This is a genomic window from Bradyrhizobium sp. LMTR 3 (assembly GCF_001693485.1).
In the GTDB taxonomy this organism is placed as follows: Bacteria; Pseudomonadota; Alphaproteobacteria; order Rhizobiales; family Xanthobacteraceae; genus Bradyrhizobium.
Window position 1 is genome coordinate 15,299 of sequence record NZ_MAXC01000043.1, and the last position, 12,312, is coordinate 27,610.

Sequence of the window (12,312 nt, forward strand, 5' to 3'; positions counted from 1 at the left end):
GCGTTTGGCCCGAAACAGAGGGCCGGGAACACGCCGTTTCTCTGCATATGATTGCAGCAGATGACCGCGCGGGAGGCATCCGGCACGAATCGGTTAACGCCGGGCTAAGCCGCCGCCTTGAGCTGATGCCCCATTCGCTGCCACCGGCGTAACCGAACAGGCCTGCGGTGGCGAGCAGGAACCAGCGCCAGCGCCGTATCCACTATTCGATAGCGCGTGCCGCCATCTCGTCGGCGAGCCAGGCGTCGCTTTCTGCATGTCCGGCGGCGAGCTTCGCCGGCAGCGGCCGCGGGAAGAATCGGCTGGTCCGCAACCGGCAGTCGCGATAGTGCCACTGCCGGGCGTTGGGCGGGGCTCCTCATGAAAAATCCCGGTTGGACATCGAACCGTTCCAAAATACGCTGATGTCTAGCCGGGTTCCACCACCGTCGGCCCGAAATCGCGGCTTGCCAGCTTTTTTCTCCAGCCCGCTGTGCCATATTGGCCGCCAGCGCGCCTTTTCGTAACCGGATGACACCCCGCAAATGCCTTCAGGCCCCTCCTCCCGCTCCGAAATGGAGATCGAACTGAGCAAACTGTCCTCACCGCGGATTTTCCTGGTGCGGATGCTCGTGTTCCTGGTGCTGTGCGCGCTGGTCGCGGTCGTGCTCTACAAGCAGATCATCGTGGCGTTCTTTGCCAATCCTGGCCTTAACGCGCTGATCGGCGGGGTGCTCCTGATCGGCATCATCCTGTCGTTCCGGCAGGTGGTTCGGCTCTATCCGGAGGTGGCCTGGGTCAACAGTTTCCGCATCGCCGATCCGGGGCTCGCGATCGATCGGCGCCCGACCCTGCTGGCGCCGATGGCGGCGATCCTCGGCGGCGAGCGTACCGGGCGAATGACGATATCGCAGCAGACCATGCGGCACTTGCTGGATTCGATTGCGACGCGGCTCGATGAAGCCCGCGATATTTCCCGCTACATGACCGGCTTGCTGGTCTTCCTCGGCCTGCTCGGCACCTTCTGGGGCCTGATCGAAACCGTCGGTTCCGTCGGCAAGGTGATCGATGGCCTGAAAGTCGGCGGCGATGCCGGCTCGCTGTTCGACACCCTCAAAGAGGGGTTGGCCGCGCCGCTCGGCGGCATGGGCATTTCGTTCTCGTCCTCGCTGTTCGGCCTCGCGGGCTCCCTGATCCTGGGCTTTCTCGACCTGCAGTCGAGCCAGGCGCAGAACCGCTTCTATACCGACCTTGAAGACTGGCTCGCCTCCACCGTGCGCGAATATGGCGATGGCAGTTCCGGAATCGGCGGCGAGCTGCAGCATGCGATGGAACGTATCCGCGCGGTGGTGGAAGAGAGCGGCGGCAGCCGTAACACCACGGCGGCGATGGCCAATCTGGCCGAGGCGATCCAGGGCCTGGTTGCGCATATGCGCACCGAGCAGCAGATGATCCGCGAATGGGCCGACGGCCAGGGCGAACAAAACCGCGAGATCAAGAAGCTCCTGGAGCGGATCGCCAGGCAGCCCGAGAAGAGCTGAACGAGCGTTCGTGCCCCGGACGCTGCGCAGCGCGAAGCGTTGCGCTGCAGAGCCGGGGCCCACGCAAGCATATAGGTCCCGGCTCTGCGGCGCGGCGTTGCACGCCGCATCGCGTCCGGGACACGAGATTGGAGACGACAAATGGCCCTCGCCCGTGCACGCCGCAGTGAATCCGGTTTCAACTACTGGCCGGGCTTCGTCGACGCGCTGTCGACGCTGGTGCTGTCGATCGTGTTCCTGCTGTCGGTGTTTTTGGTGGTGCAATTCTTCCTGTCGCAGGAGGTCACCGGCAAGGACAAGGCGCTCGAACAGCTCAACGCCAAGATCGCGCAGTTGAACGACCTGCTGTCGCTGGAAAAGCTCGGCAAGCTCACGCTCGACGACCAGCTCGCGCAATTGCGCGCCGGCCTCGCCGCCGCGGAAGGCGAACGCGACCGCATCAAGGGGCTTTACGATGGGTTGAGCGGTGCCGGCGACGCCCAGGGCCGCGCCAACGAGCTCAACAAGGCGCTCGAATCCGAAAAGGCGGTGACCTCGCGCGCGCTCGCCCAGATCGAGGTGCTGAACCAGCAGATCAGCGCGCTGCGCCGCCAGCTTGCGGCGCTCGAGGAAGCGCTGGAAGCCTCCGAAAAGCGTGACAAGGAATCGCAAGGGAGGATTGCCGATCTCGGCCAGCGCCTGAACGTCGCGCTGGCGCAACGCGTGCAGGAATTGTCGCGCTACCGTTCGGAATTCTTCGGCCGCCTGCGCGCCATTCTGGGCAACCGCCCCGATATCCGCATCGTCGGCGACCGCTTCGTATTCCAGTCGGAAGTGTTCTTCGATACCGGCCAGGCGGTGCTGCTCCCCGAGGGCCGCTCCGAACTCGACAAGCTCGCCACCGCGCTGATCGACCTGGACAAGCAGATACCGAGCGAGATCGGCTGGGTGCTGCGGGTCGACGGCCACACCGACATGCGGCCGATCAACTCGCCGCTGTTCAAGTCGAACTGGGAATTGTCGTCGGCGCGCGCCATCTCCGTGGTGCAATATCTGGTTTTCCTCGGCGTTCCCGCGCAGCGGCTGGTCGCCGCCGGCTTTGCCGAATTCCAGCCGCTCGATTCAGCACCCAACGAAGACGCCTACAAGCGCAACCGCCGCATCGAGCTGAAGCTGACGGAACGGTAGTGGCCGCAGATTTCACGCTCCGCCCCTATCGCGCCGAGGACGAGGACGCGGCGATCGAGCTGTGGCGCCTGACGTGGCAGCAGGCCTATCCCTCGATCGATTTCAATGCGCGGGTGGCATGGTGGCGTGATCGCTGGCGCAACGAACTGGTGGCAAACGCTCAGATCATCGTCGCCGAGCAGGCGGATGCGCTGATAGGCTTCGTGACCATCGATGCATCTGGCTATCTCGACCAGCTCTTGGTCAGTCCGGATCATTGGGGCTCGAAGCTTGCGACAAGTCTGGTCGATGAAGCCAAGCGCCTGTCGCCCAATGGTGTCGCGCTTCGGGTCAACAAGGACAACGCCCGCGCCATCCGCTTCTATGAGCGCAACGGCTTTGCGCATGCCGGCGAGGATGTGAATCCGACGTCGGGAAGGCCGGTATTGAAGATGGAATGGAAGGCATAACACCCTTACCCAGCCCGACAGGGTCATACCCCGCGCATGCGGGTATCCAGTACGCCGCGGCTTCTCAGCTTATCACTGACGTCTCTGGAATACCGGGTCACCCGCCGGAGCCTGTCATCGGGCGCGCATTCGCGCGGGTGACGACAGTTCCCTCCGATCGGCTACATCCCCTCGAACTGCAGCCGCGCCAATCGCGCGTACAGCCCGTTCGCCGCGACCAGCTCGGCATGCGTGCCCTGTTCGACGATCCTGCCCTGGTCCATCACCATGATGCGGTCGCAGGAGAGCACGGTGGCGAGGCGATGCGCGATGACGAGCGTGGTGCGATGGCGCATCAGTTCTTCCAGCGCGGTCTGCACCAGCGTCTCGCTTTCGGCATCGAGCGCTGACGTCGCTTCGTCGAGCAGCAGTAGCGGCGCGTCACGCAGGATCGCACGCGCAATCGCGATGCGCTGGCGCTGGCCGCCGGACAGAGTCACGCCGCGCTCGCCGAGTTGCGCCTCGAAGCCGCCGGGCAGCTTGCGCAGGAATTCGGTGGCGTGCGCGAGATCGGCGGCGCGCTCGACCTCGGCGTCGGTGGCATCGGGCCGGCCGAAGCGGATGTTTTCGCGCGCCGTGGCCGCAAACACCACCGAGTCCTGTGGCACCAGCGCAATCCGCGAGCGCACGTCAAGCGGATCCGCCGATTTGACCGGCACGCCGTCGAGCGAGATCGTGCCCTTGGCCGGATCGTAGAACCGCAGCAGGAGATGAAACAGCGTGCTCTTGCCCGCACCCGAGGGACCCACGATCGCGACCTTCTCACCGGCCTTGACCGAGAGCGAAACCTGATCGACCGCGAGTACATCCGGCCGCGCCGGATAGGCAAAGCTGACGTTCTCGAACCCGACGTCGCCACGCGCAGGCTGCGGCAGCGCGACGGGTTGTGGCGGCGCCGTGATCTGCGACTTGACCCGAAGAATCTCGAACAGCCGCTCGGCCGCGCCGGAGGCGGCGGAGACTTCACCCCAGACCTCGCTAAGCTGTCCGAGACCGGCGGCCGCGAACGCCGCATACAGCACGAACTGACCGAGCCGGCCCGGCGTGATCTGGCCGGTCAGCACGTCGTGCGAGCCGACCCAGAGGATCGCCACCACGCTGGAGAACACGATGAAGATGATGATCAGCGTCAGCACCGCGCGCGCCCGCGTCGAGCTGCGCGCCGCCTCATAGGCCTGTTCGACATCGCCGCCGAAGCGGGCGGTGGCCATCCGCTCGCTGGTGTAGGCCTGCACGGTCCTGATCGCGCCGACCAGCTCGGAAGCGTACGCGCTGGCGTCCGCCAGGGTATCCTGCGCGTTGCGCGACAGCCGCCGCACCCAGCGCCCGAAGGCGACCAGCGGGATCACCATCACGGGGATCGCCAGCAGCACGAAGCCCGAAAGCTTGGGGCTCGTGATCACCATCATGGTGGCGGCGCCGACGAACAGCATCATGTTGCGCAGCGCGATCGATACCGAGGCGCCGACCGCGGACTTGATCTGGGTGGTATCGGCCGTCAGCCGCGACACCAACTCGCCCGAACGCGCCGAATCGAAGAATGCGGGCGAGAGCGAGACCAGATGCGCAAACACGTCGCGCCTGATGTCGGCGACGATGCGTTCGCCGATCGTCATGACGAGGTAGTAACGCGATGCGCTGGCGGCGGCGAGCACCGCGACGATCGCGATCATGACGCTGAAATAGCTGTTGATCAGGGCGATGCCTTCGGGACTGAAGCCGAAATCGATCATGCGCCGGACCGCGATCGGCACGACCAGCGTGGTGATCGCCGCGACCGTCAACGAAATCAGGGCGAGCGCCGCCCGCCCGCGGTAGCGCGCGACATAGGGCGCGAGCGCTAGCAGCGGGCGCAGCCTGGCGCCGGTCCTGGCCGGCGATTGCGTCAACTGGCTCTCGATGAAGGCCTCTTCCTCGAGCAGGGCGTCACGCGGCGGCGCGCCGCGGGTGGCTTCAATCTGTTCCACTGCGCTCATGAAATCCGACCCGTTTTTCTACCCTCAGATAGGCCTCCGCGCCCCCCTCTGGCAAATCCGGGAGATTCCCAATCAGGACATATACGTAGCTTGTTTTGACAGGCTTCCTAAGCTATAGAGCCGCCAAATCCCGTATCCCCTGCCAGTCGAGACGGGCGCCGGCGCGCCGAAGGATATGCCATGAAAGCCGAAATTCATCCGAATTATCATACGATTACGGTCGTGATGACCGACGGGACCGAGTACCAGACCCGCTCCACCTGGGGCAAGGAAGGCGACAAGCTGAACCTCGATATCGATCCCAAGTCGCACCCGGCCTGGACCGGCGGCTCGCAGCAGATCCTCGACCGCGGCGGCCGAGTGTCGCGCTTCCAGAAGAAGTTTTCGGGCTTCCTCAAGAAGGACTGAGACCGCCCGGCCCTGCTTTCTTGGGTTCAGAAATGTGAAACGCCCCGGACAGCCGGGGCGTTTTTGTTTGGCACTGGTCTATCCCCGTCATTGCGAGAAGCCAACGGTCGCGCGAATGCGTGCCCGATGACAGGCTCCGCGACGAAGCAATCCATCGTTCCGCATATGCTGAGAGATGGATTGCTTCGCTTACGCTCGCAATGACGGTGGAGGGAGCTTCGAACCTACTGCTCGAACGCCGCTTTCAACCTGTTGAGCTGCGGCACCAGCGGATTGCCGATCGGCGCACGTTCCGCGGGCGCCGCGTGGATCGAGATGTCGAGGCGACGGACCCGCGTCTGCAGGCTCATCGAGCGCGCAATCAGATCCTGCAATTGCTGCGGGAGCTTCTCGATCATGTCCTCCGGCCCGGGATCGGCGGCCGTGAGCTTGACCTTGGTCTTTTCCCGATTGGCCTGGGTCAGCGTCATCTCGCCTTCCTTGACCGCGCGGTGCAGCAACAGCCATGACGCAAGCTGCATCAGGCGGGTGGTCAGGCGCATGCTTTCGGTTGCGTAAGTAAGGCTGACTGAACGTTCGAGCGCCTTGGCTTCGGTGCGGCCATCGCCATCGAGATAGGCGGCGGTTTCCTCGACCAGATCCATGCCTTCCCGGAAGAGAGTTCCGAACGCCGCCGAATTAGTCAGCCGCTCGCTGAACAGAACGAGCGCGGATTCGCTTTGCGAACGGTCCGCCATGGTTAACGCCCTCACGCCACTATTTGCCCCAACCGGCTGTGAACCACCGGCTTATGATGAACAAATCATTGCTCGGGCGAAGTCGAGAGTCCAGCGGCAACCGGATTTATGGTTTCCAGCTCGTGGGGGCACAAAATAGCCGTGGAGAGCACAAAAAAGAGCCGCCGTTTCCGGCGGCTTTTGAAGTTGATAACAGGGAGGCGTCAAACAGAGTGGACAGGAGCCACTCGGTGTCCAAACGAGGACGATGACAGTCATAATCGAGAAAGCTTAACGGACCGTAAACGAACGATTTTCTTTAGGGATTGTTTGCCATGTCGGCCATTGGCCGAGTCTTGTGATTGACTCTAACCGCGGGTCGCCCCCGCGAACGCAGGGACCCATAACCACCAACGGTTATAATGGAGGGAAAGTCGGCCAGCGCCCTGCCACAAGATGGGCTGCGGCGCATGGGTCCCGGCGTTCGCCGGGACGACGTGGTGAGAGATCGCGTTCGAAGACCTTATGACTTGAAGAAGCTGTTCGCCGCATCCTTCGAGGCGCGTTTTTTCGTCACCGCCTCCTTCAAGCGGTCGGCCTCCGCATTCAACAGCGCGATGCGCTCCGTCAGTTCCTCGACCGAGAGCAGCGACAGGTCCTGGCCGATCTCATGGCTGATTTTCTTCCGCGGTTTGTCGTCGTCTTCGATGGCCATGCGTTCCTCCTTTCGGCATTTCCCTGCAGATCCGGCCGTCCCTTCTCGCGGTTGCCAGCCGCAGCCGGGCTGGCTAATCAGGGGGGCCGCCTTCAATTCTCAGCCTTTCGCAAGGACAAATCATGGAAAAGCTGCCCGCGCAAATGACCGTCATCGGCATCAGCAAGCCAGGCGGCCCCGAAGTGCTATTGCCCGAAACCCGCAGCGTTCCAGCGCCCGGCCCGGGCGAAATCCTGGTCAAGGTGATGGCGGCGGGTGTCAACCGCCCCGACGTCGCGCAGCGTTCCGGCGCTTACCCGCCGCCGCCCGGCGCCAGCGACCTGCCCGGCCTTGAGATCGCGGGCGAAGTGGTGGCGCTCGGCGAAGGCGCCAAAAAGCACAAACTCGGCGACAAGGTGATGTCGCTGGTCGCGGGCGGTGGCTACGCCCAGTATTGCATTGCGCAAGACGCGCAGGCGATGGCGGTGCCGCCGTCGCTGTCGATCCAGGAAGCCGGCGCGATCCCGGAAACGCTGATGACCGTCTGGCACAATGTGTTCGAGCGCGGCGCGCTCAAGCCCGGCGAAACACTTTTGATCCACGGCGGCTCGTCCGGCATCGGCACCATGGCGATCCAGCTTGCGAAAGCGTTCGGCTCCAAGGTGATCGTGACCGTCGGCTCTCAGGACAAGATCGACGCCTGCCTCAAGCTCGGCGCCGACCGCGCGATCAATTACAAGACCGAAGACTTCGTCGCCGTGGTCAAGGCCGAGACCAACAATGTCGGCGCCAATCTGATCCTCGACATGGTCGCCGGCGACTATGTCGATCGCAACTATGATGCTGCCGCGGTCGACGGCCGTATCGTTCAGATCGCGACCCTCAACAGCCCGAAGGTTACCGTCAACATTGCCAAGGTGATGGTGAAGCGGCTGACCCATACCGGCTCCACGCTGCGCCCCCGTACTAATGCGGATAAGGCAGCGATGGTCGCCGCGATCGAGGCCAAGGTGATGCCGCTATTGCGCGAGGGACGTGTAAAACCGCTGATGGACAGCTCATTCCCGCTGGAAAAAGCGGCCGACGCGCACCGGCGGATGGAGACCTCCGCACATATTGGCAAAATTGTGTTGGCGGTCTAGCCGATCGCGAGCGAAGCGCGGGTGGAAACCCTTTGATTTGCTTCGCTTTCATGTCATTTATCGCGCAACGCCGACCCCGTTCGCTGGGCCGGGAGAATCGTTGGTCGCGGAGTACTGAAATTGCGTCTGATCAGGTGCCTTGCGCTGATAGCGCTGGGCCTCATGATTGTTATGGCCGCGCCTGCGGCGCATGCCATTGACGCGGTCAGCGTCCGCAGCGACGCGCCTGCCATCGATCTCACCGCAGTGCTCGACCATCAGCGTAGCGAAACCGATCGTATCCAGGTTTCGACAGCGCCGGGAACCGACGGCATCGTCCGCCGCATCGAGGTTCGCGCTCGCGAGGGCGGACAGAACTGGGTGGTGTTCGCGCTTGCCAACAATACCGACGACCAGCTCGACCGCCTGATCGTCGCGCCGCACTATCGGATCGTGTCATCGGGCCTGTTGTGGCCCGACCTCGGCCTGTCGCGCATCGCGACCATTACGCCGTCGACCGGCGACCGCCCCGAACGGCAGGAGAGCGCGACCGCCGACATCTTCCGCATCACGCTCGACCCCGGTGCCGTCATCACCTTCGTGGCGGAGCTGCGCACCGACAAGCTGCCGCAGCTCTATCTCTGGGAACCCGACGCCTACAAGGACAAGGTCAACTCGTTCACGCTCTACCAAGGCATCGTGATCGGCATCTCCGGCCTGCTGGCGCTGGTGCTGACGATCCTGTTCGTGGTGAAGGGCAGCATCATGTTCCCCGCCGCCGCCGCGCTCGCCTGGGCGGTGCTGGTCTATATCGGCGTCGATTTCGGCTTCTGGGGCAAGGTGCTCGACATGTCGAACAATGCCGAGCGCGTCTGGCGCGCGGCCGGCGAAGCGATCCTCGCGGCGACGCTGCTGGTGTTTCTGTTCGCCTATCTCAACTTGAGCCGCTGGCATGTGCGCTATTCCCACATCACCGTCGGCTGGCTGGTCTTCCTGGGATCGCTGGTGGCGCTGGCGCTGTTCGATCCCGCGGTCGCCTCCGGCATTGCCCGCATCTCGCTGGTCTTGATCGCCTTCGCCGGCTTTGCGCTGATCGTCTATCTCTCGACGCATGGTTTCGACCGCGCGGTGTTGTTGATCCCGACCTGGTTCCTGCTGGTGGTCTGGGTAATCGCCGCCGGCATGACGGTGGCGGGCTCCGTCACCAACGACATCGTAGGTCCGGCGCTGCTCGGCGGCCTCGTGCTGATCGTGATGCTGATCGGATTTACGGTGATGCAGCACGCGTTCGCCGGCGGCGGCGCAACAACCGGCATTGTCTCCGACATCGAGCGCCGCGCGCTGGCGCTGACCGGCTCCGGCGACCTGATCTGGGACTGGGACGTCTCTGCCGACAAGGTATTCACCAGCCCGGAGACCGAAAGCCTGCTCGGGCTGAAGCGCGGCACGCTGGAAGGTCCGGCCGCAAAATGGCTCGAGGTGCTGCACCCGCTCGACCAGGATCGCTTCCGCGCCGCGCTGGACAGCGTGCTCGACCAGCGCCGCGGCCGGCTGGTGCAGGATTTCCGCCTGCGCACGCCTGACGGCCACTTCATGTGGTTCGCGCTGAAGGCGCGCCCGGTGGTCGGCTCCGACGGCGAAGTCTCGCGCGTGGTTGGAACGCTGACCGACGTCACCGAAATCAAGAACGCCGAAGAGCGCATGCTGCACGACTCGGTGCATGACAACCTCACCGGCCTGCCCAACCGCAAACTGTTCATGGATCGCCTCGGCGCGGTGGCGAATTTCGCCAAGAGCATGCCCAACCTGCGGCCGACGCTGATGGTGATCGACCTCGATCGCTTCAAGCAGGTCAACGATTCCGTCGGCATTGCGGTCGGCGACTCCATCCTGCTGACGCTGGCGCGGCGGCTGACGCGCATCCTGAAACCGCAGGATACGCTGGCGCGGCTGGCCGGCGACCAGTTCGGCCTGATCCTGATGTCGGAGCAGGACCCGGCGCGCATCACCGCCTTCGCCGAAACCATCCGCAAGACCATCCGCGCCCCGATCGCCTTCAACGACCGCGAGATCTTCCTGACCGCGTCCATCGGGCTCGCGCTGTCGGATCTGCAGACGCAATTGTCCGACGAGATCATCAAGGACGCCGAGCTTGCGATGTATCACTCCAAGCGGATCGGCGGCGACCGCATCGACGTCTACAAGCCGGCGATGCGCGCGCGAAAGACCGACCGCCTGACGCTGGAAAGCGAATTGCGCCGGGCCATCGAGCGGCAGGAAATCACCATTCTCTACCAGCCGATCGTGCGGCTGGAAGATCGCTCGATCGCCGGCTTCGAGGCGCTGGCGCGCTGGGATCATCCCAAGCTCGGCCGGATGTCGCCGTCGGAATTCATCTCGATTGCCGAGGAAATCGGCCTGATCGTCGATCTCGGCATGTTCGTGCTGGACCAGACGGCGCGGCAGCTCTCGGTATGGCAGCGCGCCATGCGCTCGCGCGAACCGATCTTCGCCTCCGTCAACGTTTCCTCGCGGCAGTTGCTGCGCCATGACCTGATCCACGATATCCGCACCGTGCTGTCGCGTTCGTCGGTGGCGCGCGGCACGCTTAAGCTGGAGCTCACCGAGTCGCTTGTGATGGAGAATCCGGAGCATGCCGCGCAGATGCTGGCGCGCATTCGCGAACTCGGCACCGGACTGTCGCTGGACGATTTCGGCACCGGCCATTCCTCGCTGGCGTACCTGCAGCGCTTCCCCTTCGACACCATCAAGATCGACCAGTCCTTCGTGCGCACGACCAGCCGCGGCACGCGGCCGGTGATCCTCAAATCGATCATTGCGCTGGCGCACGACCTCGGCATGGACGTGGTGGCGGAAGGCGCGGAGACGGATTCGGATGCGGTCGAGCTCTATCAGTTGGGCTGCGAATACGCGCAAGGGTTCGCCTTTGGCGAGCCGATGGATGCCGACGCCGCGATGCGGCTATTGACCGAAGAACGGCTGGAAGCGGCGAGCTAATCGCTGCCGAACGAGTCCCCTGAGGGGTGTATCGTCGCATGATACAAAGTCCTTGCGGGCTGTATCAATACGTGATACGCAAGGGCTTGTGATCAAGAGCTTCAAGAATGATCTGGCCCGTGCCGCCTTCGAAGGCGAAGCGACAAAGGGCTTTCCGGCCAATCTGCTCAAGGTGGCCCGCCGCAAGCTTCAGTACCTGAACGCGGCGATTTCCTTGCAAGACCTTCGTTCCCCTCCAGGAAATCGGCTGGAAGCCCTGAAGGGCGACAGGGACGGACAACACTCCATTCGCGTGAACGATCAGTTTCGCATCTGCTTTGTCTGGACCAAGGACGGACCGAAAGACGTCGAATTCACGGACTACCACTAGCCACACCGAGACTGCCGAAGGGAGAAGTCGCACATGGCAAGGAAACTGGCACCGATGCACCCCGGAGAAGTTCTCCGGGAAGAGTTCTTGAAGCCGCTCGGGCTCTCGCCGGGCGCGCTGGCAAAGGCGTGCGGCGTCCCCCGCACCAGGATCGAGCGCATTGCGAGCGAGACCACCAACATCACGGCGGATACGGCTCTCAGGCTGTCCAAGGCACTCAATACTTCAGCCCTGCTCTGGCTTAACCTACAGAACACCTATGACGTGGAGACGGCTAAGCGCGAGCTCGGCAAGCAACTGGAAAAGATCAAGCCGGTGATCGCTGATGCTGCCTGAAGCCGCAACGCCCGCTATTCTTCCACAGATCGGAGACCGAAATCCGCACCGTTAGACTGGTGTCTTCGTCGCCCCTGCGAAAGCAGGGGCCCATACGCCGCGGCTTTCCCGTGAAATGATGGGGGCCAATTGCCTTCGCTACAACAACGCCCGGTGGTTATGGGTCCCCGCGTTCGCGGGGACGACGGCGGTCTTGAGGCATTCTCTTGAACTTCACGCTCTTTCCATCCGCCTGCCGCGTTGCGATGTAGCCGGCTTCGAGGCAGGCCTCGCGCTGCGGCATCTTCTCCTGCGGGCTCCGCAATGTCTCCCACCATGACGCACGGTGCGCGGCGCGGGGCAGCGCCGCATCGATGATTTCCTCGATCTCTTCGAAGCTCAGCACGAATTCGGCACGCGTCTGCGCCTTCAGATAGTCCCGCAACGGATCGTAAACGTTCACGCGTGTCCTCTTGAGCGAATTGCACAAAACCGTCGACGCCGGCAACCGAACGTTAA

12 protein-coding genes are annotated in these 12,312 nt (G+C 63.6%); 8 read left to right on the forward strand and 4 right to left on the reverse strand.

Annotated elements, in window-relative coordinates:
• Window positions 1-524: 524 nt before the first annotated feature.
• The 3 genes from LMTR3_RS23655 to LMTR3_RS23665 all read left to right on the forward strand — a co-directional run bounded on the left by LMTR3_RS23655 (window position 525) and on the right by LMTR3_RS23665 (window position 3,136).
• Window positions 525-1,520, forward strand: a complete 996-nt coding sequence (locus tag LMTR3_RS23655; protein WP_065747418.1) for a flagellar motor protein MotA — start codon at window positions 525-527, stop codon at window positions 1,518-1,520.
• Window positions 1,521-1,661: 141 nt separating this feature from the next.
• The gene (locus LMTR3_RS23660; RefSeq protein WP_065747419.1) at window positions 1,662-2,687 is read left to right on the forward strand and encodes a peptidoglycan -binding protein; all 1,026 of its coding nucleotides are present in this window, start codon (window positions 1,662-1,664) and stop codon (window positions 2,685-2,687) included.
• A complete protein-coding gene (locus LMTR3_RS23665) occupies window positions 2,687-3,136 on the forward strand; it encodes a GNAT family N-acetyltransferase (RefSeq protein WP_065747420.1) in 450 nt (149 codons plus the stop codon). The genes LMTR3_RS23660 and LMTR3_RS23665 overlap by 1 nt, the downstream gene beginning before the upstream one ends.
• A gap of 161 nt (window positions 3,137-3,297) precedes the next feature.
• On the opposite strand, the gene LMTR3_RS23670 is transcribed toward LMTR3_RS23665, so the two are convergent.
• Complete coding sequence (locus tag LMTR3_RS23670) at window positions 3,298-5,151, reverse strand: ABC transporter ATP-binding protein/permease (protein ID WP_065747421.1); 1,854 nt, start codon at window positions 5,149-5,151, stop codon at window positions 3,298-3,300.
• A gap of 180 nt (window positions 5,152-5,331) precedes the next feature.
• Here LMTR3_RS23670 and rpmE point away from each other — a divergent pair, with 180 nt between their 5' ends.
• A complete protein-coding gene (rpmE, locus tag LMTR3_RS23675; RefSeq protein WP_057833964.1) occupies window positions 5,332-5,559 on the forward strand; it encodes a 50S ribosomal protein L31 in 228 nt (75 codons plus the stop codon).
• Between the two features lie 224 nt (window positions 5,560-5,783).
• On the opposite strand, the gene rcdA is transcribed toward rpmE, so the two are convergent.
• A complete protein-coding gene (gene rcdA / locus LMTR3_RS23680) occupies window positions 5,784-6,296 on the reverse strand; it encodes a protease adaptor protein RcdA (protein ID WP_065747422.1) in 513 nt (170 codons plus the stop codon).
• A 502-nt stretch (window positions 6,297-6,798) separates the two neighbouring features.
• Window positions 6,799-6,990 carry a DUF1192 domain-containing protein gene (locus LMTR3_RS23685; protein ID WP_065747423.1) on the reverse strand — a complete coding sequence of 64 codons (192 nt, stop codon included), beginning with the start codon at window positions 6,988-6,990 and terminating at the stop codon, window positions 6,799-6,801.
• 122 nt (window positions 6,991-7,112) lie between these two features.
• Here LMTR3_RS23685 and LMTR3_RS23690 point away from each other — a divergent pair, with 122 nt between their 5' ends.
• The 4 genes from LMTR3_RS23690 to LMTR3_RS23705 all read left to right on the forward strand — a co-directional run bounded on the left by LMTR3_RS23690 (window position 7,113) and on the right by LMTR3_RS23705 (window position 11,814).
• Window positions 7,113-8,111, forward strand: coding sequence for an NAD(P)H-quinone oxidoreductase (locus LMTR3_RS23690; RefSeq protein WP_065747424.1), 999 nt, complete (start codon window positions 7,113-7,115; stop codon window positions 8,109-8,111).
• A 120-nt stretch (window positions 8,112-8,231) separates the two neighbouring features.
• Window positions 8,232-11,108, forward strand: a complete 2,877-nt coding sequence (locus LMTR3_RS23695) for an EAL domain-containing protein (protein WP_065747425.1) — start codon at window positions 8,232-8,234, stop codon at window positions 11,106-11,108.
• Window positions 11,109-11,196: 88 nt separating this feature from the next.
• Window positions 11,197-11,478: a type II toxin-antitoxin system RelE/ParE family toxin gene (locus LMTR3_RS23700; protein WP_065747426.1), complete on the forward strand. Its 282-nt coding sequence runs from the start codon at window positions 11,197-11,199 to the stop codon at window positions 11,476-11,478.
• 33 nt (window positions 11,479-11,511) lie between these two features.
• On the forward strand, window positions 11,512-11,814 hold the full coding sequence (locus tag LMTR3_RS23705; protein WP_065747427.1) for a HigA family addiction module antitoxin: 303 nt from the start codon (window positions 11,512-11,514) through the stop codon (window positions 11,812-11,814).
• A 157-nt stretch (window positions 11,815-11,971) separates the two neighbouring features.
• On the opposite strand, the gene LMTR3_RS23710 is transcribed toward LMTR3_RS23705, so the two are convergent.
• Window positions 11,972-12,256 (reverse strand): DUF7662 domain-containing protein, encoded by a 285-nt coding sequence (locus LMTR3_RS23710; protein ID WP_065747428.1) that lies wholly within the window; start codon window positions 12,254-12,256, stop codon window positions 11,972-11,974.
• Between the last annotated feature and the right edge of the window lie 56 nt (window positions 12,257-12,312).